Source organism: Rhodovarius lipocyclicus, from assembly GCF_009900765.1.
GTDB classification, from domain to species: domain Bacteria; phylum Pseudomonadota; class Alphaproteobacteria; order Acetobacterales; family Acetobacteraceae; genus Rhodovarius; species Rhodovarius lipocyclicus.
Genome location: NZ_JAAABL010000012.1, coordinates 1 through 21,857, shown reverse-complemented (window position 1 = coordinate 21,857; position 21,857 = coordinate 1). Strand labels below are relative to the sequence as shown.

Below are 21,857 nucleotides of genomic sequence, written 5' to 3'. Positions count from 1 at the left end.
AGACCGACGTCCTGCCTGACAGCGGCTATGTTTCTGTGGATCGAAGGGGACCGCGACGAATTGCGCACCGCAGACGCACAATCCCTCCGTCAAGGCGAGTGTCGCGGCGGATCAATCAAGTGCGGGTAGACAGTTGCCGAACTGGTCGACTTGCTGGACGCGCGTGTGCCGCTGCTTCATGGCGCTCTTCTTTTCACCACCTGCACCGACAGCGTGGCGGCCCCGAGATCGAAGGTCGCCGTCGGCGAGATGTTGCGGGCCATGACGCGCACCGTGTTGTTGCTCCAGACCGCGGCGTCGAGCTCGATGAACCGCGTCGAGGAGGCGAGCGCGGCATGGCCAATGTCCCCCTGCCGCGCGCCACCGACGGTGACGTCGAGCAGGCTGGTCGCCCCTGGTGCCAGCGACGGCAGATCCCAGGCGACCTCCGCCGCGAACTCCCGCTGCCCTACTGGAAGGGCGGGCGTGCCACAGAGCAGCGCCGGTGCCGCCTCGGGCAGGCCGTAGAGCCGCAGCGCCTCGACCTCGATCTGCCCGTCGAAGCCGACGACGCCGATCTGCGCAAAGGCCACGCCGGGCCCAAGCCGCACCGTCATGCGCTTGTTCAGCGAGGCATCGGCCATGGCCGCGCCGCCCGTCCAGGCCTTGGACGGGACGTTCCACAGCAGCGTGGTGATGGAGGCCAGCGCGTCGCCGGCGACGTTCTCCCGCGCATTCATCGCCGCATCGAAGCAGCGCACGAAGATCCGTCCCCCGTCGGCACCTCCGACGAGGGCATGGACGAGGGCGAACTCCTTGGCCTGGGAGCAGTCCACCACGAAGGCGAGCCCCCGCTGCGCCTCGAGCAGCAGCCCTCGCGTGGTCGGCGTGATGTCGTCCAGCCCGTTGAAAGACAGCCCGGCGAGGGTGGTGGCGCTGGTGGTCGAGGTGGCGACCACCGCCAGCCCTTCAGCGCCGATCTCCGTCGCGCTGTGCCGGAAGGCCGCGGCCCGGACATTGGGCACCGACCCCAGCAGTCGCAGATGCCGCGACGCTGGCGCGCGGTGGCGGTTGAGCACGGTGTTGCCGCAACGGGTCGCGGTTGCCGTGTAGTCGATGCTGACCTGGTAGGTGTTGGACCAGGCGACCTCGTACTCGCAATCCTGCGCTGCGGCGGTGTGCCGGGCGACGATCGGGGAGCAGGCCTCCATGCGCAGCGCCCGGCCGAGGATCGCCGAGCCGCTGGTCTCGTTGAGGAACGGGATCGCCACATTGGGATTGAGCTGGCGCAGCTCGAAATTCGGGGCGTCGAAGACATGGCGGTTGTGGTTGGAATAGGCGCCATCCGCCTTGGACAGGCGGATCCCGAAGCGATCCAGGCTGGGGTTGATCCCGGTCGCGATCGCGAAGTGACCGCCATAGTAGCGGACCGACGTGTTCCAGGCGGTCGCGCTGGCGCAATGGATGTCGAGGCCGATGCGGTTGTTGAGGATGCGGCCGAGATGGAAGGTGCTGTCCTCGACGCCGCGGCCGTCACCCAGCGTCCGCATGCCGATTGTGAAGCCCGAGACCAGCCGCAGCTCGACCACCGAGGCGTCGATGTTGCGCACCAGGATGCCGATGTCGCCCTCGTCGAGCCAGTCGGACTGGGTCTGTCGGATCACCTGCAGCCCGGCATAGTGCTTCTCCCCGTTGCGGGTGGTGCCGCCATCGCCGAGGGTCAGCACGGTGGCCGGAGCAGAGCCGGTGTAGCGGATGATGCCGTGCATGATCAGCCCACGGGCACCGCCGCCGAGGGTGACGCCGGCGGAGACGTTCCAGGTGCCGGGCGGGATGACGGCGAATTTCTGGTCGGCTGCCGCGCGATCGAAGGCGGCCTGGATGGCCGCGCGATCATCGGCGACGCCATCACCGAGACCGCCGAAGTCGGCTGGCAGCACCGTCTCCCTGTCGCGCAGGTACTTGGCGAGATCGGTCTTGCTGACCGCGGTGTCGAGCACCAGCAGGTCGTCGATGCGGGCGGGCATGATGGATTTCCCTACAGCGCAGTTGCTGTCACCGGCCCGGCCAGGGCCGAGACGTTGCCCTCGGCGGAGACGGCGCGCAGCCAGTACCAACGGGTATCCCCGGCACTGAGGCCGGTGCGGTCCCAGAACAGGCTGGTCGGTTCGGCCGCGATCTTCACGGCGGCAGCGAGGCTGCTGCTCGTCGCCTCGAACACCTGCAGCCGCACGGCATCGGGCGGGAAGCCGCCGGAGAGGCGGATGCCGCCACTGATCCCCGTCGCCGTCGGTGCCGCCACCGCCGCCGGGACGAGCGCCTGCCGCCAGCCCGACACCGCGCCGCTTCGCGCCACGGCGCGCACCCGGAAGCCGGTCGGCTCGGCGGTGGGAATGGCGGCGGCGGTCGCACCCAGGGACCCGCCATAGCCCTGCCAGGCCGCGACGGAGGCCGGGAGGAACTCGACCTGGTAGCCTGTGAGGTGCGACGAGCCGACCGCGGCCCAGGACAGGGACAGCACGGCAAATGCGGTCGTCGGCGGTGTCTCCACTGCGATGCTGGCGGGTGCGGCGATGACACCGGGGTTGGGCAGCACCACGGCGGGGTTCGATCCGGTGGCGCGCTCATCCACCGCCGGGTTCCAGTCCCACACCGCGGCGTCCTCCTCCTCCAGGGTGAGATCCACACCGCCCTCGGCGGCGAGCGACCAGCCGGTGACCCGCGCCGGGAAGGGTGTCAGGCGGTCGAGGGCGACCGTCGCCACCTCCCAAGGCCGCAGCCGCAGCGCCGAGAGGTTGGCCGGAAAGGCCACGGTGCGCTGGCGGCGGTTGCGCTCCAGCTCGACCTTCATCAGCCGCTGCACCGTGCTGACCGAGGTGGTGAGCGGGAACTCCAGGTCGCGGTAGATCATCTCGCCGCCATCCTGGGCGACGTAGTTGGAGGCCAGCAGCGGCGGGGCGTCGGTCGGCTGCCAATTGGCGGCCGGCTCGACATAGACCGCCCTCACCCCGTTGAAGAGATCCCGCCGCGGCCGCGCGCCCTGGATGGTGACGTCGCCGCGGAGATCGTCCGAGGTCAGCGTCGCCGCGGGCAGCGCCGGCGCCCCGGCATGGATGAAGAACCGCCCGCCCGAGACCACCAGCGCGCCGGCCATGGCGGCGGCGAGCTTGCGGGTGATGGCGATCTTGCCCTCGGCCAGGGACAGCACGCCATTGGCGGTGTAGCGGCGCTCGTAGACCCCGGCCCGGGTGCCGACCAGCTCGTCGCAGACATTCGCCGCGGCCATCAGCGCCGGGATGTCGATATCGGCCCAAGGTGCCCGCCAGCCGAAGGGCGCGGTGAGGTACCAGGCGAGCAGCAGCGCCGGGTTGTCCGACCAGCCCACCATCCCCGTCCGCGGGTCGAGGATGGTGTCGGCGCCCTCGACGATGGCGGCGATGTTGGGCGGGCCGGCGGGGAAGGCCTCGGCGGTGAGCTTGAGCCGGACGGCGACATAGGCACGGCCGCGGCCGCGATGCGCGCTGGTCCACTGGCCGGCGGTCTCGGCGATCAGGTTGGCGTCGGCGGCCTGGTCGGGGTCGCCGAGATGGCGGTCGATGCGGACCAGCCCGGCGAGGGATCCATCGCTCTCGACCTTGTCGCCGAGATAGACCTCGCCGATGGCGCGGACGCGGTGCGCGGCCAGCACCACCACGGAATAGAAGTGGCCGTCGGCGCGGCCCTCATCGTCGGTCGCCGAGTGCAGGAAGACGATCGGCCCCGACACCTTGCACCGCCCGACGACGATCTGGTGCTCGGTGACGGGCTGGCGGAAGGCCTGGGTGCGGCCGGCGCCAGGCTGGCCGGCGTCGAAGCCGGCGATCGCCGCCGCCTGCGGGCTGAGGCTGGCCTGCCTTTTCTGCTTCTGGGGAAAGACCGACTGGCCAATGGCGGAGACTATGAAGGCCGCGCCGGCGCCGACCACGGCACCGATGATGCCGCCGCCGACCGCGGCGGAGGCGATGCCAGCCGCGGCGACGGCGATCAGGGGGACAGCGGCAGGCACGGGTCGCGGTCCTCCAGGGTATCAGTCGATGCGCCAGGCGGTGACGCAGGTGGTGAGCGGGGTGCGGAGCAGGCCGCGGGGCCCGACGAAGGCGGCCCGGCCGCCATCCACCACGACGCCGAGGCGGGGCGGATCGCCTGCCAGGACGACATCGCCCGCCCGCGCGAAGGACGGTGGGATGCGGGGGAAGCCCGCACTGTCGGCCGAGGCCTCCAGCGTCGGCAGGCTGCGCCACCTCGGTCGGCGGCCGGTGGTGGCCAGCACCGCGGCGAGGGCGAAGCGCCCACAGTTCCAGCGATGGGCGTCGAAGGGGCGCGCCTCCGCTGACGCCAGCAGGGCCACCAGCCGCGCAGGCCAATCCGGCATCCGGGCCATCAGCTGGCGGGCAGCCGGATCTCCGCCTCCTGCAGGGCGGGGACGAACTCGAAGAAGCGATCCCCCGGATACTCGGCCTGCTGGTCGGCATCGGTGTAGCGCCGCACCTCCGCGCGCTCGAGGTCGACCAGCCGGCTCTCGCAGGTGAGCGAGATGCGCGGCTCCGCCCCGTCCACCACCTGCATGGTGTCCATCAGCCCGGCCCAGAGCGGGAACGGGTCGGCGACGAAGGCGCCCTCGGCATCGAGCAGCGCGCCCCACAGCCGTGCCGGCCGGAGGCGGAAGGACTGCTCGGCGAGGGCGATGTCGACCACCTCCTGCGGCACCGGGGAGAGGGTGAGCGTGATGCGCACCGCCCTGAGTTCGGCGGTCTCCTCGATGTCGGAGACGGCGCCGATGGTGCCCATGCCCTCATAGGTCACGCCGGCCCAACTGAGCGGCCCGAGCCCGGTCCAGGCGCGGATCGGCCCGGAGGCGAAGTCGAGTTCGACCAGCACCACCGGGGTCGCGACCGGCGCGGTGGCGGCGGCGGCAGCCTGGGGTGAGAGCCGCGGCGTAGCGGTGATGCCCTCGCTCACAGCAGGGCCTCCTCCAGGCGGATGGTGATCGCGGTGAAGCGCCCCGGCCGGGTCGGGTTCATCCCCTCGTCGTCGGAGGCGAGGCGCATGGCGACGGTGGGCGTGGTCAGCACCAGCGGCTCGGCGAGCGGCGCGGCGGCGCGCAGCGGCGGGGCGATCGGGATGGTAGCGGTGCCGGCGCCGGAGGCGACCACCTGCGCGGTCGCCATGTAGAGCCGGCCGGCGAGGCCGATATGGTCGCCAGCCCCGACCGCCACCGCGTTGGGCCACCAGCCCTGGGTGGAGAGCGACAGCGCCCCGCGCGCCGCACCAGCAGCAAGCGACGGCGTGCCCGATCCGACGACCAGCCCGGTGCCATCGGTGAAGATGGTGGCGTCCGAGAAGGAATACGGCCCCGAGGGCACCTCGCCCTGGCTCCGCGGATCGCCGGTGCGGTACTCGCGCCGCCAGTCCCAGATGCGGACCGTGTTGGCCGAGCCCGCGAGTGCGGCGAGCAGCCCCTCCAACACGCCGGCCTGGGTGCGGTTCAGCGGATCGAAGCTGGCCTCGGCGATCCAGCGCGCGCCGTCGCGGCGGAGCACCTGGGTGGCGCGGCTGGGTACCGCCACCAAGTCGCTCTGGTGCACGACAGCAGGCCTTGAATCCGATGGCGGCGGCACAGAGCTGGACGCCGACTGGTACATTGACGATCGGCGCCAACCGGAACTCAAGCGCACGACGCGGCCATTCCGTCCGCATCCTCTCCCGGGCATGGAGCAGGTGCGGGTGCGTGTCCGAAACAGCGTGTTCGGGAAGTTCGAGTATCTCTTCGACCGCGGGAGGCGCAACTGGCTCCCGGAGTTCGACGCCGACGGCACGCTCGCCCTGCCGCAGGACGCGCGGGACATGCTGGTGCCGCTGAAACTAATCCCGCCAGAGGATCAACCCTGGCAGCGTGTCCGAAGGCTGGTTCCCGAAGAGCCAGAGGAGGGGACCGCCTACAGCCAGGCGCTGGTGGAAACGTCCCCGGAGTCTGGTGCCTACGTGCTGTTCTCGCTTCGGCGCCGGAGTGAGCAATCGCGCCAGGGCGGCAGGCGGAGAGGGCAGAGGCAGCCGCGATGACGTCCCAGCTCTTCCTGTCTCTCGACTCCGAGCTGATCGCCGAGTTCGTGGATAAGGCGGAGCGGTCGGTCTGCTACGCCGCACCAGGTATCCAGCAGGCACCGGCGGATGCCGTGGTGCGCTTCGCGCGGCGCCATGGGCCCGAGCTCGTAACCGTCTTGCTGGACTTCGATGAACGCGTGATGCGGATGGGTTTTGGCGACCTCGCCGCCGTCACCACGCTGCGAGATGCCGGCATTGCGGTGCGTTCGACCTCGGGGCTCCGAACAGGCTTTCTGGTGGTCGACGACGATGGCTACATCTTCACGCCGATCGCACGCTACCTCGAAGCGGACCGCCGAGAGCCCGACGCCCCGAACGCCATGCGCTTGTCCCCTGAGCAGGCACGGGAGGCCCTGTCCCGGCTCTCGCCGGCGGCGAAGGCGGTCGCCGTGGCGATGGCGAAGACCCCCGAGGAACAGCAGCGGATCCGGGAGCAAGCGGTCGAAGTCCGCTCGGACGACATCCCACCGGCGCAGTTCGCCGCAGTTGCCCAGCGCTTGGAGGAAGCGCCACCCGTCCGCTTCGACGTCGCGCGCCAGGTCCGGGTCTTCGAGCCCTACCTGCAGTACGTGGAGCCGCATCTCACCGGTGCGGCCATCCAGCGGCGCAAGCTGGCGATCCCGAAGATCATTCAGAACCTCGGTGCCGCAGAGGGAGCACAGTCACGGTTCAACACGACTTTCGACCTGATCGAGCGGTCGAGTGAGCTTTCGTCGAAGCATATTGAGGATGCTCTGGAGGACATCCGAAAGAACTTCACGCCTTCACTTGGAAAGGACCACGGCCGAGTGCTGCTGAAGGCACAGAAGCCGCTGTTCGAGCAGCGATTGGATGAGCTGCGCGCCAAGCTCGAGGAATTTCAAGCCACGGTGAAGGCGAAGCTAAAGGGGAGCCTCGATGCGTCGCGCGAGGAGATTATCGCGTACTACGTCCCCAGGGTGCTGGCGAACCCGCCCGACAAGTTCCGCGGACAACTGCTGAGGACCGACCCCACTGAGGAGGACGCCCGCCGGTGGCTGCGGCAGCAACTCGAAAGTGTCATCCCCACCGCTGACGATCTGATCAAGAAGATGGAGCTCAAGCAAACCTACAAGGACGTCACGTTCGAGACCCTGAACAAGCCGGACTTCCTCCAGAGTCTTCGGGAGGCCTTTTCGGGTGTGGACTGGGACAAGGCATACAGCGAATTCCAGGCAGCCGGCGAAGCAAAATCGTCCGCCAAGCCTGGCAGCGACCCTGGCTGAAGGCAAAACCCGAATCCATCGTCCCGCGCGAAAGGATAACTGCAGCGCTCAATCCGCGCCGAGGCGTTCGTGTTCGAAGTACGGATCTCGGGCGAATGGAATGCGAACCCCGTCCAGTACCACCAGGACTGAAATCGGCCTGTGAGCGAGGTTTTTCAGAAGCGTACTTGATCGTCCAAGGCAACAGGTCCGGAGAGAATTGGCCTCCGGAGAGCGATTTTCCGCCGTCTCCGCGTCCTGCCAGTCAACAGGTCCGCGGCGAAAACCCCGGGAGACCTGCCACTCAGGGCGGGGCTCGGTCAGGCGGAGAGCGGGACGCCCAAGGGAACTGGCGGTGCTCGCAGTCGCGAGCGAACTCGTCTGGTAGGGGTTTCCCTGCAAGCAGGGAAAATAACAGGGAAAGTCAGCACACATCGCTAGCGCAGCAGACCAAAATTCCAAAATAGGAGCCACTTTTCAGTGAGTTATCGACAAAATCTCTATGGAGATATCAGGGAAGCCATGGCCCCCATTGCAGGGAAACATCCTTTAGAGAACAGGGAATGACCCTCCTCTGAACGTCGTGCAGGCTGACATGTGTCAGCCTGAAGCCGAGATATCGCGCCTGTTAAGTTCCGCCCATCCACTTGGAGGGACAGATGGAGTTCGTTCTCACCGCCACCCACGCTTACATCCGAGTTGACCTGATGGCGTTGGCAGCGCTTGTCGCTGCCGTGGCCAGCTACAAAAGCCACCTGCAACGTGGGCCCAGTAGATCAGACGTGACGGACAGCTCGCCCACGCGCCGCCGCTGCCATAGGGCCAACCCGCCCCTGACGCGCGGCACCTGCCGCTGGCAGCCATAGCGACGGACCAGATACTGGGAGGCGGTGGTGACCAGGGTCTCGGCGTAGGCTGCCTCGACGCGGCCATAGGCATCGACCCGCCGCGCGATCTCCCCCCAGAGCCCGGCCAGCAGCGGATCCTCGGCATTCGAGAAGGCTGCCATGGTGATGTCGGACACCGGCAGCGTGCTGAGCTTCTTCCCGCTGTTGCAGAAGATCATCACCGCCGAGGAACCCGACCTGCTGGATTGAGGGCCTTCCCGGCCCGGCGCACGCCCCCATGCGGGCGCCGCCGGTAATACTTTGTCATGAACCGGTTGTCGTTCGTCCAAAAACGGCTGGCATCTCTCTGCTCGAGGGCGACATCACGGCCCGGCACAGCAGGACAGAGAGATACCCATGACGACTACCACCCGACGCCCGCTGGCATGGGGCGTTGCCGCCGCCCTGGCGCTGCTGGCGCCCTTCGCCTCCGTACCCGCCGCCGCCGCACCCGATGGCCATGGCAACCAGTCCGAACTGCTCGGCGTCCCGGCGCCGCGCGGGCAGGGCCGCGTCATCCGCATCGAAATGACGGACAACGCTTACAGCGTTCCGCGCATCCAGGTCCGTGCCGGAGAAACCATCCGCTTCGTGGCGGTGAATAAAGGCACGCTGCTGCACGAATTCAGCTTCGCACCCGCTGAGACTCACGCCGCCCACCGGCCCGAGATGGCGATGATGATGGAGCACGGCATGATCACGCCGGAGCGCGTGGTCAACTTGCGAATGGCCATGCCTGGCGGCCACAACATGGACCACACGGCCCCCAACACCGTGCTGGTCGAGCCCGGCCGCACCGGCGAGATCTCCTGGCGTTTCGACCGCGCCGGCACGATCGAAATCGCCTGCAACATTCCCGGCCACTTCGAGAGCGGCATGCGCGCCGACCTCGTCGTGACGCCGCGCTAAACGGGGGCGGCACCATGTCCCTGTCGCGCAGAGACAGTTTGCGCCTGGCGGGCGGCATGGCCGCCGCCGGCACCATCGTCGCCTATCCCGGCCGCCGCAGCTTCGCGGCCGCCGACGAGCAGATCGACCTGGCCGTGGAGCGCACGCGCATCACGGTGGATGGCGTCACCAGCGATGCGATCAGCATCGGCGGCTCCGTCCCCGCGCCCACGTTGCGCTGGCGAGAGGGGCAGGAAGTGGTCATCCGGGTGGTAAACCGCCTTAATGAACCCACCTCCATTCACTGGCATGGCCTGCTGCTGGCCGGCGTGATGGATGGCGCCCCCGGCTTCAACGGCTATGTCGCCATTCCGCCGGGCGGCACCTACACCTACCGCTTCCGGCTGCGTCAGTCGGGCACCTATTGGTACCACAGCCATTCCGCCGGCCAGGAGCAGGCCGGCATGTACGGGGCCATCGTGATCGAGCCCGCGAGGCCCGAGGCACTGACCGCGGCGCGCGACTATGTGGTGTTCCTGTCCGATCACAGTCGGGAATCCCCCACAGCCATCTTCCGGAACCTTCGCGCGCGAGAGGGATACTACAATCGCGGGCAGCGCACCTTCATCGATTTCCTGCGCGACAGCCGGCGGGACGGGCTCGGTGCCACGATCCGAGACCGCCTGGACTGGGGTGAGATGCGGATGGACCCGACGGACCTCGCGGATGTCACGGGCTATCAGTTCCTGGTGAACGGCCAGGGCACGGCGGATAACTGGACCGGACTATTCACGCCCGGCGAGAGAGTACGGCTGCGCATCATCAACGGTTCCGCCATGAGCATCTTCGACGTAGCGCTCCCCGATCTGCGCATGCTGGTGGTGGGCGCCGACGGAATGCCCGTGCTGCCCATGCCAGTGGATGAATTCCGCATCGGTATCGGCGAGACCTATGACGTGATCGTCACGCCGCCGGAGGCGCGCGCCTATACGATCATGGCCGAACCCGTCGACCGCAGCGGTTATGCCCGCGCGACGCTGGCCCCACGTGCGGGGATGTCGGGGCCGATTCCGCCCCTTCGTCCCCGCACGGTGCTGACCATGTCCGACATGGGCATGGCCCATGGTGGCGGTGGGCATGCGGGCCACAGCATGCCCATGGGCGCCTCCGGCAGTGCGGACCCGCATGCAGGCCACGCCATGCCGATGGGAGCAGCAGTCTCAATCGATCCGCATGCCGGGCACTCCATGGCCGCCATGCCCGGCATGGCCGATGGCCGGACCATGGGCTGGACCAGCGCGGGCACCCCGCCGGGCAAGCGCGCCCTGCGCTATGCCGACCTGCGCAGCACTGTCTCGCGTCCTTCCGCCCCGGCACCCTCCCGGGAGATCTTGGTGCGGCTGACCGGGCAGATGAACCGCTACATCTGGACCATAGACGGCCGCCCATTCGGCATGGAGGACCCCGTCCGCGCGCGAGAGGGTGAGCGCATCAGGCTGCGCTTCATGAACGAGACCATGATGGCCCACCCCATGCACCTGCACGGCATGTTCATGGAGTTGGAGAACGGCGCGGGAAACCGCCTGCCCTACAAGCACGTGATTCTTGTGCCCCCAGGCAGCGAGGCATCGGCTCTGCTGACCGCGAACGAAGTGGGCGAATGGCCCTTCCACTGCCATCTGCTTTTCCACATGGAGGCCGGAATGATGACACGCTTCATCGTCGAACCCACGCGCGTCGGGGGGGCAGGCTGATGCGCGTTCTCGCCGCCGCCGCGCTCGCGCTCCTGGGCAGCGCCGCCCCGGCCCTGGCCCAGGGGCATGACGTCATCAACTCGCGCTTCCGGCTGAACCAGTTCGACTGGGGCGGCTCGGCCGAAGGCAACCGTTTCAGCTGGGATTTCGATGCCCGCATCGGCACCGCCGACCACCGGGTGTTCCTGCGCACCGAGGGCGAGGCGACCCGCGGCCGCACCAAGGATGCGGAACTGCAGCTGTTCTACAACCGCCGCCTCTCGACCTTCTGGGACTTCAATGTCGGCTGGCGCCGCGACTTCCTGCGCGGCAACCGCAACCACGCCGCCATCGGCCTCAGCGGCATCGCCCCTTATTTCTACGAGGTCGAGGCCACCGCCTATGTCAGCGAGCGCGGTATCGCTTCCGGCCGGCTGGAAATGTCGACCGACCTGCTGGTTGCCCGCCAGGTGTTCGGCGACAACGGACCCGGTCTGTATCTGCGACCCCGTATCGCGACGAATGTCCAATCAGGCGATGATCGGGAAATGCGGCGCTTCGCCGGCTTCACGGATGTCCGGCTCTCGGCGCAACTGCGCTACGAGTTCACGCCGCGCATCGCGCCCTATGTAGAGGTCGGCTGGGAGAGGCTGCTGGGCCGCACGGCCACCGAGATGCGGCATGAGGGAGACCGCGTATCCAGCAGCTATGCCGTTTTCGGCATCCGGTCGCTATTCTGAGGCCATGGAAACTCCGCGCGGCATTTCACCTGGCAACCTCTCGGACGGGGCGCATATCCTGGTCGTCGAGGATGACGGGGAAATGCGCAACCTGCTGACCAGGATCCTGCGCCAGAACGGCTACCGCGCGACCGGCGCCCGGGACGGGCGCGAGATGTGGGAGAGCCTGGCCGCAGCATCCATCGACCTCGTCCTGCTGGATCTCATGCTGCCCGGGCATTCCGGGCTGGACCTGACAAAGGCTCTGCGCGCACGCACGCGGGTGCCCATCATCATGGTCACCGCCCGTGGCGAGGAGGCCGACCGCGTGCTCGGGCTGGAACTCGGCGCGGACGACTATATCCCCAAGCCCTTCAGCCAGCCGGAACTGCTGGCACGTGTCCGTGCGCTGCTGCGCCGTTCGCAGCCGCACACGGAGGCCGACGCGGCCGCTCCCTTCGGCGACCGCGTGATCTTCGCGGGCTGGACGCTGGACCGCCGGCGCCGGGAACTCACCGCCTCCGATGGCAGCGCCGTGGAGTTGTCAGGCGGCGAGTACGACATGCTACTTGCCTTCTGCGAACATCCCCAACGGGTGCTCAGCCGCGACCAGCTGCTGGATCTGGCCCGGAACCGGATATCGGAGAGCATCGACCGTTCGGTGGACGTTATGGTCAGCCGGCTGCGCCGCAAGATCGAACCGACCGAGGACAGCCCGGCCATGATCAAGACGATCCGCGGTGCCGGCTACATGTTCATCCCTGCCGTGACGCGCGGCTGATGCGCCGGTTGCTCCCCGACACGCTGGGCGGGCGGATCGTGTTGGTTCTGCTCGTGGGCCTGACCGCCTCGCATCTGGGCAGCTTGTGGCTGCACAGCAGCGGCACCCACGCGCTGGTCGGCACGACGCGCGAGGAACAGCTTGCCGAACGGCTGGCGAGCACTAGGCGGGCTTTGGCCGCCCTTCCGGCAGGCGAGCGCGACCACACAGCGCATGCCCTCTCGTCCGCCATGCTCGACATGCACTGGACCCCGGCGCCCACCGTGGGCGCCGCTGAAGCATCTGGCGCACGCGCCTTGGCAATCAGGGCGCGCCTGCTCGAACTGGCCCCGGAACTCGCGGCAACAGGCCTGAGACTGGGCACGGCCGGTGGTGCCGCCCCGCCTCATCAGCTGGCCGGCGCCCTGCAACTGCCCGATGGCTCCTGGTTGAATTTTGCCGCGGCGCTGTTCCGGCCAGTGGCAACGGAGCACGAGGAGATCCTGTCCACCAGCGCGATGGCGTTGGGAATCCTGCTGATCGGCCTTCTGGTGGTGCGGCTGATCGGCAAGCCGCTGCGGGAACTGGCGGCCGCCGCTGACCGGGTGGGTGGTCCTGCCGCCACCGCCGCGGTACCGGAGGACGGTCCGCGAGAGGTGCGCCATGCCGCGCGGGCCTTCAATCGCATGCAGGCGCGCATCGACCGCCTGATCTCGGACCGTACCCAGGCACTGGCCGCCGTCAGTCACGACCTGCGCACGCCCATTGCGCGGCTGCGCCTGCGCAGCGGCTTCGTCGAGGATGCCGAGACCCGGCGCAAGATGGAAACCGACCTCGATGAGATGGAAGCGATGATCGCCTCCACCCTGGCTTACCTGCGCGGCGATGCGGAGCAGGAAACACCTCGTATGGCCGATCTCGCGGCCGTCGTCGCCACGATCTGCGACGACGCGAGCGACGCCGGCAAAGCGGTGAGCTACGAGGGCCCATCACAGCTCAGGCTGCTCTGCCGTCCGCTCGCGCTGAAACGGGCCATCGGCAATCTGGTGGACAATGCAATCCGCTATGGCCGCACCGCCCGCGTCAGCCTGTCTGAGGAGGGGACTGTCATCACCGTGACGGTTGAAGACGACGGCCCCGGTATTCCCCAGGCCGATTTGGAGGCCGCCTTCGAACCGTTCCGGCGGCTGGATCCGTCCCGCACACCGGAGCTGGTCGGTTCCGGGCTCGGCCTGACCATCGCGCGGCAGGTGGCGGAGCGGCATGGTGGCTCCGTTTCCCTCAGCAACCGGCCGGATGGCGGGCTGATCGCCCGTCTCGCCCTGCCGCGCGGCATGCCCATGGCGGCACAACCTGTTGAAGCAGCGAGGCGGACAGCATGAGCGGACATCATGGGCATGGCGGGCATCACCACCACGCCGGGGCAGACGCGGTGAAGGATCCGGTCTGCGGCATGACCGTCGATCCCGCGACGGCGACCCACCACCAGGAACATGCGGGACAGCGCTATTTCTTCTGTTCGTCGGGCTGCCAGGCGAAGTTCAAGGCGGAGCCCGGCCGCTATCTCGGCCGAGGCGTCACGTCCCTCCGTGCGGAGGCCGTGGCGCCGGGCGCCGTCTACACCTGCCCGATGCACCCGCAGATCCGCCAGCCCGGCCCTGGCAGCTGCCCGATCTGCGGCATGGCGCTGGAGCCGGTCATTGCCTCGGCCGAGGCGCCCCCCAACCCGGAACTGGTGGATTTCACCCGCCGCTTCTGGATCGGGCTGGTGCTGGCACTGCCGGTCTTCGTGCTTGAAATGGGCGGGCATCTGCTCGGTCTTGGCCATCTCGTGGAGCAGACGGCCTCCAACTGGATACAGCTGGTCCTCGCCACGCCGGTGGTGCTGTGGGCGGGCTGGCCCTTCTTTCATCGCGGCTGGCTGTCGTTGATGAACCGCAGCCTGAACATGTTCACGCTGATCGCCCTCGGCACGGGCGTCGCCTGGCTCTACAGCGTCGTGGCCACCCTGGCGCCGGGCGTGTTCCCACCGGCCTTTCGCGGCATGGACGGCGCGGTGGCCGTGTATTTCGAGGCCGCTGCCGTGATCGTGGTGCTGGTGCTGCTGGGCCAGATCCTGGAACTGCGCGCGCGTGAACGGACAGGCGGGGCCATCCGGGCGCTGCTGAAGCTCGCACCCGATATCGCCCGCCGGCTGCACGAGGACGGTTCGGAGGAAGAAGTGCCGCTCTCGGCCGTCGCGGTCGGCGACCGGCTGCGGGTGCGCCCCGGCGACAAGGTGCCACTGGACGGCCAGGTGCTGGAAGGTGCCAGCAATGTCGATGAGAGCATGGTGACGGGCGAACCTGCGCCAGTGCGCAAGGAAGCCGGCGCGCACGTGATTGGTGGCACGCTGAATGGCCAGGGCGGCTTCGTGATGCGCGCCGAGCGCGTGGGGCAGGACACGGTGCTGGCCCGCATCGTGCAGATGGTGGCGGCGGCGCAACGCAGCCAGGCACCGATCCAGCGCCGGGCCGACAGCGTTGCGGCATGGTTTGTGCCGGCGGTTGTGGGTATCGCGGGGCTGGCCTTCCTGGGCTGGCTGGTCTGGGGACCCGATCCGCGCGCCGCCTATGCCATCGTCGCGGCCGTGACGGTGCTGATCATCGCCTGCCCATGCGCGTTGGGCCTGGCCACGCCCATGTCGATCATGGTGGGCGTGGGTCGCGGTGCGCAAGCGGGTGTGCTGATCAAGAGCGCCGAGGCGCTGGAACGCCTGGAGAGCATCGACACCCTGGTGGTCGACAAGACCGGCACGCTGACGCGCGGCCGGCCGGAGGTGGTGGCTGTCCTGCCCGTGCCGGATATGGCGGAGGACGAGTTGCTGCGGCTGGCCGCAGGGCTGGAACGGCCGAGCCAGCACCCGCTGGCGGAGGCCGTGGTCCGCGCGGCCGAGGCACGCGGCCTTGCAGTGCCGGCGGCCGAGGATTTCGACGCTCCGGTGGGCCGGGGGGTAACCGGCACGGTGGAAGGCCGGCGCGTGGCGGTAGGCAATGCACGGCTGATGCAGGAAATGTCTGTCGATGCGGCATCCCTGGAAGAAGCGGCGGATCGCCAGCGCGCCGAGGGTGCCACGGCCTTCTTCGTCTCGGTCGACGGCAAGCCCGCCGGCATCGTGGCCGTCGCCGATCCGGTGAAGGACACGACGCCGGACGCCCTGGCGGGCCTCGCGGCCGAGGGCATCCAGGTGGTGATGCTGACGGGCGACAACCGCACGACGGCCGAGGCGGTGGCGAAGCGGCTCGGCATCGCGACCGTAAAGGCCGAGGTGCTGCCGGAGGATAAGCAGCGCATCGTCGAGCGGCTGCGGACCGAGGGAAAGCGCGTGGGCATGGCCGGTGACGGCGTGAACGATGCCCCGGCTCTGGCCGCGGCCGAGGTCGGGATCGCCATGGGCACGGGCACCGACGTCGCGATCGAGAGCGCCGGCGTCACGCTGTTGGGCGGGGACCTGACCGGCATTCTGCGGGCACGGCGGCTGTCACGGGCAGTGATGCGCAATATCCGGCAGAACCTGTTCTTTGCCTTCGCGTACAATGCGGCCGGCGTGCCGGTGGCGGCGGGGCTGCTCTATCCGGCTTTCGGCATTCTGGTCTCGCCGGTCTTCGCCGCGGCGGCGATGGCGCTCTCCTCGGTCAGCGTCGTGGGCAATGCCTTGCGCCTGCGCTGGGTTAATCCGTCGTAGGAACAGGTGCTTCTCTCCGTTGCTGTCCCGAAGATGGGCCGGGCACGCGGCCGCAACCCACGCAACCTTCCGACTGTTAAGACCTCAGCATGCGCCGGTCCGACGCGCGGTGTGAGTTCATTCGGCCAGCGCGATCGGTTTCATCGCGCTTGCCGTTTGGACCCTATGCCGGATCGGAGCGTAGCGTGTAGGCCGGACACCGAGGCGAGAGGGAACAATGGTCATGATGGGTCGGCGGCATGTGATCGGCGGCACGGCGGCAATGGCCGCGGCGTGGACAGCCATGGCCCGTGCCGCGGAGGTGGATCTGAACCTGCCTGGCGGTGGCGGCCTGCGTCCGCTGATCAAGTACTATCCTCAGAAGGGCGAGATGATCCTGCAGCGCACTCTCGCCAGCACGGCAACGGATCAGCTCAACCAGCCAGCGGGCGCGGCCGACGCCGGGCACGGGCAGTGGGGATGATGGGAGGGCAGAAACCCGCCACCGTGTGACGGAGGCGGTGGGCTGGCCGAAGTCGCTGGCCTCGGTCTGGCGGCGCCAGCGGCGGATGGCGATGCCGATGGTGCCACCGGTCTCCGCAGCCAGCTGAAGCCGGCGGGAGGCGGTCATGGAGAGCTTGGCGACCTCGCCCACCACCGCGCCTAGGCCGCCGTGGCGCAGCCCCTCCTCGAAGCAGGCGAGCACGCCCTTCTCATCATGGGCCTCGACGTAGATGACGCGGTTGGGGGTCAGACCGGCCTGGGCCAGGGCGGGGGCGATCAGATCGGGGCGTGAGATGCACCAAAGCACCTTGCCCTTGGTGCGGCCGGCGATCCCGGCGGTGAAGAGGGCGGCGGCGGCGCCATCAACCGCGCCATTCCGGCGATCTCATGCAGTGCGCCCAGGGCCAAGCCGCCATCGGGTAAGGCGCGGTCTATCGCGGCCATCCCGAAGGGAAGCACGGCGCGGCCAGCCTTACGCGTACCCTGGATGCGGTCGATGCGGGCGCGGAGTTCGGTTAGCGAGGGGGGGCAGCTGGAGGGACTTCATCACGGTGGTAGATCGGGGGTGGACGGGGAAGTAGGTTCCATGTTTGTTCCCATCCGAGATGCAGAGTCAAGCATCCCGATCCGCCGAGCTGATGGAGCCTGCTACATGTTTCGAAGCCTTCTTGGCGCCGCCACCATTCTAGTGCTCGCCGCGGCACCAGCCTCGGCGCAGCAGCGCGCCTATGCCGTGGATGGAGACACGCTGCGGGTAGGGCGAGAGCGCGTGCGGATCGTTGGGCTAGATACGCCAGAGATGCGTGGCCAGTGCCCGCGGGAACGCGCGATGGCTCGGCAGGCGCGCGACAGAATGGCGCAGCTGGTCGCCGGCGGTGTGCGGCTCTCGCCGAGTGGGCGCGATCGGTATGGCCGGATGCTTGCCGTCGTGCGCGACAGCCGTGGTCGGGATGTCGCGCAGGTGATGATCCGGGAAGGGCTTCCACGGCCTTACGAGGGTGGCCGGCGTGCCGGGTGGTGCGGTACGCACTCAGCGCCTTCACCCACCGGCTAAAGACCAGGCGCTGGTCTTTGGAACGGCTAGGCCTTCCTCGACCAGAAAGGCGAGTACGGTCTCGGCCAGGGGTGCGCGGACTTCCTCCGGCAGCATGATGGCGGGCTTCCAGCTACCGTCCGCGGCCTTGTAGGTCGGCAGGTGCACGGAGCTTCCGCCTTTGGGCAGGCGTCGCACCTGGATGCCAGCTATGGTCAATAGCACCCCCGCGATCTCCAGATCCACGTCCACCAGCGCGAACAGAACCTTGCTGTCCACCGGGCGAGCGTTCCGCACCGTGAAGGTGATGATCTCCCCGTCTGGCACGCCTGCCATTTCTGACACTTCCTCCGAGCCCCGACATCAGCATCTGCCCTCCGCGCTTGTGCAAAAGCGCGGAGGGCAATCGATAGCTTAAGAACCCTTGTACAAGTTCACCCAGCCCCAGTACGCGTCTTTGGCGCTGTGGTTCAGGACCTGACTGAGCGCGTCGACCTGGTCGTTGAAGCGGCTCCCCGGGAAGGAGAAAAGCTCTGCCTCGAACGCCTCGAGCCAAGGGGCCCGGACCGGAAGGTAAAGTTCCCCGCGCTCCATCAATGCCGTGACCCTCGAAAGACGCGCCTCCTTATCCCCCTCTGGCCTGATCGCCACGACTTTAACAGTTCTCATCAGCGCGGTGATGACCGCCGGTCCGATGGCGGTGTCCTCCACCAATGTGAGGGCGCCACGGTATTGAGCCGCCAGTTTCTCCGCGGCTTTTTGCAGGTCAGGGAACACCATGCGGCGGCGAACCACCTCCAGAACATAGAACCGGTCGGTGGCTACCCGCTGGAGGACCAAGCCCACCGAGTAGGAGTTCTCGGCACCTCCCTTTGAAGCGGTATCCCAGCTGATGTAGGTCACGCCAGTCCCGGGTTCGGGCGGGGTATCGTAGCGCTTTATCCACTCGCGCTTGACCATCGAACCGCCCGGGGGTGCCGGTTGCTGCAAGTATTGGGTGGCAAAGGAATCCGACCCTAGCTCCCGCTCCAATTTCCGCAGAAGCTCCACCGGCTCACGTAAGGAAAGGGCTTCGCCAGCTCGCCGGAAGTAGTGCCTGCCCCCAGGCAGCGCGAAGGTCGCGTCTTCGGGGGCGATGGCCGGCAGAGATAGCACTTTCCAGTCGTCCGACCGCTCACGCAGGAAGCCCGACAGATCGTTCATGTGGACCCGCTGCATGACCACCACGATGGCGCCCGTCGCCTTGTCGTTAAGGCGAGACACCAGGGTATTCACGTACCAGTTGTTGACAGCCTCGCGCTTCGCTTCGGACATCGCATCCTCGGCCTTGATGGGGTCATCGATGATGATGATGTCAGCGCCGAGACCAGTCAGCGTGCCGCCGGGCGAAGTGGCACGGCGAAAGCCGCGCAGCATGGTGTGGGTTTCGATCTCGGTGTTCTTGCGCGGGTCGATGCACATGTTCGGGAAGAGTTCCCGGTACCAGTCCGAGGTCACGATGGTGCGGAACTGGTTGCTGAAATTCGCCGCCAGATCATTGCTGTAGCTCACGCACAGAATACGCAGCTTGGGGTCATGCCCGAGCAGGAAGGCAGGCAGGGCCACTGAGGCCGAGATGGACTTCAGTGACCTTGGCGGCACGTTCATCATCAAGCGATGGTTGTCACCGAGCCAGATGCGCTCGAGCTCATACGCCATGGCTCGAATGTACCACTCCGGCACGAACGGGGTGCCGGGGTTCAGCTGATAGAAGCAGCGCTCGATGAAGCTGGTGAAATTCGTGCGCAGTATGGCACGCAAGGCGCGAAGCCGCTCCTCGTTGACGCCAGATGCATCACGGGTGAATGCCCGGATGATGGCCGGCGCCGCAGGGATAATTAGGCTTGGCGGCGGGGGGACTATCAGAAGTGGCAGGGTCGGCTCCATGCTTCATTCCTACCCTTCAGAGGGGGTGTCGGTGGGTGCTGACGGGAGCAGGCGATCTTCGGCGGGGAGCCGATCCAGGAAGTTCTGCAGGATCGCCTCGTCCTCAGCCGTGATGTCTCGTTCTTCGTTGTCGCTGACGGCTTGCTGTGCCGAGGTGAGGCGATGATGCTGCTGAAGCACCAGCGTGCGTGCATGGCGGTCCCCTTTGGCGGCAGAGGCAAAAAGGCCGCTGAAGATCGCCTCGATCATGGGGATGCGCTTCTTTCCGCTGGCGTCGCTGACCGTCACCAGCTTGTCTGCCAGCTGGAGGAAGATTTCCTCCGCAGACTTGCTTCGGCGGCCCCGCGGGCGCCCCTTGGGGTTGCCACTTTGGCCTGGTTTGAACTGATGCTCAGGCGGCGCCTTGCAGTAGCCGCGCGGGGCATCGGTCGGGCGACGTGGCCCACGATGCTTAGCCATATTTCGTGTCCTTAGAATCGGGGGGAAGGTCACTGACGCGCGCAGCTTCGTGCTGCAGCCTATCCAGGGGTTGGGTGGAGCCGCCGCCGGCGGGCGTCCGCAGATGCGGCGGCAGGATCCGCACCCGCGGGACCACGGGGCGAATGGGGGAATGGGGTTCAGCGGGCTGTGCAGCGGAGGCTTCTGCTTCGGTCCGGCGTGCCTCTCGCACCTCGCGCCAGGTGCGCCCGTCGCCCGCCAGCACGGCTTCCTGGCCGGTGAAGGTCTGCCAGCGGCGAATGGCGACATCCACGTATCGGGCGTCGTACTCCATGCTGCAGCACTGCCGGCCGGTGTGCTCGGCCGCCATGAGGGTGGTGCCCGACCCCAAGAAGGGATCCAGTACGGTCTCGCCCTTCCGCGTGGCATCGATGATGGCGTCCGCCATCATCGCCAGCGGCTTGACGGTGGGGTGCATGGCCAGCTCTTCAGCTCGCCCCTGTCGGAAGCCCGACACCCCCGCATAGGACCAGATGTTCGAGCGGGTGGGACGGTGCTTGCCGAGGCCGACGTTGTTGACGTGCGGTGCATCGCCGGACTTGAAGACCGCGCAGAGCTCGTGCTGGCTGCGGTAGAAGGAGCCTTGGCCGGCGGTCCGCTTGTCCCAGACGATGAGGTTCTTCTGCTCGGTGAAATGCGCCATGGCCGCGGCGTGCAGCTCCGGCAGATGGCGCCAATCCATGAAGAAGTAGCCGAGGCCGCCATCGCGGAGATGGTGGACCATGTTGCCGATGCAGGTGTCGAGGAAGGAGGTAAATTCCTTCGCGCTCATCTCGCCGCTGGCGAAGGCAAATTCGTCGAACCGATGCTTGCCTCGACCGCGGACATGACCATTGACCTCCACGTTGTAGGGCGGGTCGGTCAGGATCATGGCGGCGACATCGCCCTGCATGAGGCGCGCCATGCCGTCCGCGCTACGGGCGTCTCCATGGAGCAGTCGGTGCTTGCCGAGCAACCAGAGGTCACCCAGGTGGGAGACTGGTAGCGGCTCTGGGGGTGGTGGCAGATCGTCAGGTGCCGGGCGGCCCTTGCGCGGCGCCGCCAGCATCGCCTCGATCTCATCTGGCTCAAAACCAGTGATGCCTACATCGATCTCGAGCTCCGGCAGCTCGACTGACAACGCCTCGAGCTCTTCTGTCAGGAGCTCCAGGTCCCACCCGGCATTCGCGGCGATCTTGTTGTCGGCCAGCAGCAGGGCACGCTGCTGCGCCATGGATAGGCCGGAGATGCAGATGGTGGGCACCTCGGTCATACCCAGGCGCTTGGCTGCCGCGTGGCGTCCGTGGCCAGCCAGGATGGTGTTGTGCTCGTCTATGAGGATCGGCTGCGTGAAGCCGAACTCACGGATGGAGGCGGTGAGCTGCCCGATCTGGTTTTTGCTGTGCGTCCGCGTGTTATGCGGATGCAGCTGCAAGTCGCTTATCGACCTAAGGACAACCTGATCAGCGACACGGATATCGCGATTAGCTTGCGAGACGGAGCGTACAGCGTGCGCCGCACGGCCCCGAGACGAGGGCTTTGCCATGATCAATCTCTCGATCAGCGCTATGGGTGAGCGCCAATTTCAAAAGACCATCACGGCAAGCTGGCTCTCGGCAGGATGCCTTGAGCGTGCCCACACGCGGGAAGCACTGCTGGCCTAGGCGGTCACACCTACGCTCAACCGACACCTCGAAGCTGAGACGGAGTCGGTAGGGTACTTCGCAGCGGAAGATGCCAAACACCAGAATCGCTGTCTAGGGTCAGGACCCATTGATATGAGCGTCGCGATCTGATTCAGGCTCCGCGAGGAGACCGGGATGAGCGACCTGTTTTGGCTAACGGATGAGCAGATGGAGCGGCTGCGGCCGTTCTTTCCGAAGA

The 21,857-nt window shown here is 67.6% G+C and carries 19 protein-coding genes and 1 pseudogene; 9 read left to right on the top strand and 11 right to left on the bottom strand.

The annotated features are described in order from the left end of the window. Positions 1–176: 176 nt before the first annotated feature. From GT007_RS10960 to GT007_RS10940, 5 genes are all read right to left on the bottom strand, one after another. On the bottom strand, positions 177–2,006 hold the full coding sequence (locus tag GT007_RS10960) for a pectate lyase family protein (RefSeq protein ID WP_160121655.1): 1,830 nt from the start codon (positions 2,004–2,006) through the stop codon (positions 177–179). 11 nt (positions 2,007–2,017) lie between these two features. Further along, positions 2,018–4,024: a phage tail protein gene (locus tag GT007_RS10955; RefSeq protein ID WP_160121654.1), complete on the bottom strand. Its 2,007-nt coding sequence runs from the start codon at positions 4,022–4,024 to the stop codon at positions 2,018–2,020. A gap of 21 nt (positions 4,025–4,045) precedes the next feature. Continuing rightward, complete coding sequence (locus tag GT007_RS10950) at positions 4,046–4,390, bottom strand: DUF6950 family protein (RefSeq protein ID WP_236571608.1); 345 nt, start codon at positions 4,388–4,390, stop codon at positions 4,046–4,048. 8 nt (positions 4,391–4,398) lie between these two features. Beyond that, positions 4,399–4,896, bottom strand: coding sequence for a hypothetical protein (locus tag GT007_RS10945; RefSeq protein WP_236571607.1), 498 nt, complete (start codon positions 4,894–4,896; stop codon positions 4,399–4,401). A 77-nt stretch (positions 4,897–4,973) separates the two neighbouring features. Continuing rightward, complete coding sequence (locus GT007_RS10940; protein WP_236571606.1) at positions 4,974–5,585, bottom strand: hypothetical protein; 612 nt, start codon at positions 5,583–5,585, stop codon at positions 4,974–4,976. Here GT007_RS10940 and GT007_RS10935 point away from each other — a divergent pair. Continuing rightward, entirely contained in the window at positions 5,563–6,078 is a 516-nt protein-coding gene (locus tag GT007_RS10935; protein WP_160121652.1) for a hypothetical protein, read from the top strand. The genes GT007_RS10940 and GT007_RS10935 overlap by 23 nt on opposite strands. Further along, entirely contained in the window at positions 6,075–7,364 is a 1,290-nt protein-coding gene (locus GT007_RS10930; protein ID WP_160121651.1) for a hypothetical protein, read from the top strand. Before GT007_RS10935 ends, GT007_RS10930 begins: the two co-directional genes overlap by 4 nt. A 721-nt stretch (positions 7,365–8,085) precedes the next feature. Here GT007_RS10930 and GT007_RS10925 read toward each other — a convergent pair. Beyond that, the gene (locus tag GT007_RS10925; RefSeq protein WP_160121650.1) at positions 8,086–8,367 is read right to left on the bottom strand and encodes a hypothetical protein; all 282 of its coding nucleotides are present in this window, start codon (positions 8,365–8,367) and stop codon (positions 8,086–8,088) included. A 220-nt stretch (positions 8,368–8,587) separates the two neighbouring features. Here GT007_RS10925 and GT007_RS10920 point away from each other — a divergent pair, with 220 nt between their 5' ends. The 6 genes from GT007_RS10920 to GT007_RS10895 are packed head-to-tail and all read left to right on the top strand — an operon-like array spanning position 8,588 to position 16,054. Next, entirely contained in the window at positions 8,588–9,139 is a 552-nt protein-coding gene (locus GT007_RS10920) for a cupredoxin domain-containing protein (RefSeq protein ID WP_160121649.1), read from the top strand. A 14-nt stretch (positions 9,140–9,153) separates the two neighbouring features. Next, positions 9,154–10,872: a copper resistance system multicopper oxidase gene (locus GT007_RS10915; RefSeq protein WP_160121648.1), complete on the top strand. Its 1,719-nt coding sequence runs from the start codon at positions 9,154–9,156 to the stop codon at positions 10,870–10,872. After that, positions 10,872–11,591: a copper resistance protein B gene (locus tag GT007_RS10910; protein WP_160121647.1), complete on the top strand. Its 720-nt coding sequence runs from the start codon at positions 10,872–10,874 to the stop codon at positions 11,589–11,591. The genes GT007_RS10915 and GT007_RS10910 overlap by 1 nt, the downstream gene beginning before the upstream one ends. A gap of 4 nt (positions 11,592–11,595) precedes the next feature. After that, complete coding sequence (locus GT007_RS10905) at positions 11,596–12,351, top strand: response regulator (RefSeq protein WP_160121646.1); 756 nt, start codon at positions 11,596–11,598, stop codon at positions 12,349–12,351. After that, complete coding sequence (locus GT007_RS10900; protein ID WP_160121645.1) at positions 12,351–13,712, top strand: ATP-binding protein; 1,362 nt, start codon at positions 12,351–12,353, stop codon at positions 13,710–13,712. Before GT007_RS10905 ends, GT007_RS10900 begins: the two co-directional genes overlap by 1 nt. Continuing rightward, complete coding sequence (locus GT007_RS10895) at positions 13,709–16,054, top strand: heavy metal translocating P-type ATPase (protein WP_160121644.1); 2,346 nt, start codon at positions 13,709–13,711, stop codon at positions 16,052–16,054. Before GT007_RS10900 ends, GT007_RS10895 begins: the two co-directional genes overlap by 4 nt. Before the next feature lie 382 nt (positions 16,055–16,436). Here GT007_RS10895 and GT007_RS10890 read toward each other — a convergent pair. Continuing rightward, positions 16,437–16,981: pseudogene (locus GT007_RS10890) on the bottom strand (ImuA family protein); the annotation flags it as partial. Between the two features lie 43 nt (positions 16,982–17,024). Here GT007_RS10890 and GT007_RS22935 point away from each other — a divergent pair. Beyond that, positions 17,025–17,591, top strand: coding sequence for a thermonuclease family protein (locus GT007_RS22935; RefSeq protein WP_408015543.1), 567 nt, complete (start codon positions 17,025–17,027; stop codon positions 17,589–17,591). On the opposite strand, the gene GT007_RS10880 is transcribed toward GT007_RS22935, so the two are convergent. The 4 genes from GT007_RS10880 to GT007_RS10865 all read right to left on the bottom strand — a co-directional run bounded on the left by GT007_RS10880 (position 17,577) and on the right by GT007_RS10865 (position 21,408). Continuing rightward, entirely contained in the window at positions 17,577–17,906 is a 330-nt protein-coding gene (locus GT007_RS10880) for a hypothetical protein (protein ID WP_160121642.1), read from the bottom strand. The two genes, GT007_RS22935 and GT007_RS10880, sit on opposite strands and share 15 nt — an antisense overlap. A 78-nt stretch (positions 17,907–17,984) precedes the next feature. Next, on the bottom strand, positions 17,985–19,496 hold the full coding sequence (terL, locus tag GT007_RS10875) for a phage terminase large subunit (RefSeq protein ID WP_160121641.1): 1,512 nt from the start codon (positions 19,494–19,496) through the stop codon (positions 17,985–17,987). A 9-nt stretch (positions 19,497–19,505) separates the two neighbouring features. Beyond that, positions 19,506–19,955, bottom strand: a complete 450-nt coding sequence (locus tag GT007_RS10870) for a DUF5681 domain-containing protein (protein WP_160121640.1) — start codon at positions 19,953–19,955, stop codon at positions 19,506–19,508. After that, on the bottom strand, positions 19,948–21,408 hold the full coding sequence (locus GT007_RS10865; protein WP_236571605.1) for a site-specific DNA-methyltransferase: 1,461 nt from the start codon (positions 21,406–21,408) through the stop codon (positions 19,948–19,950). Before GT007_RS10865 ends, GT007_RS10870 begins: the two co-directional genes overlap by 8 nt. Positions 21,409–21,857 lie beyond the last annotated feature (449 nt).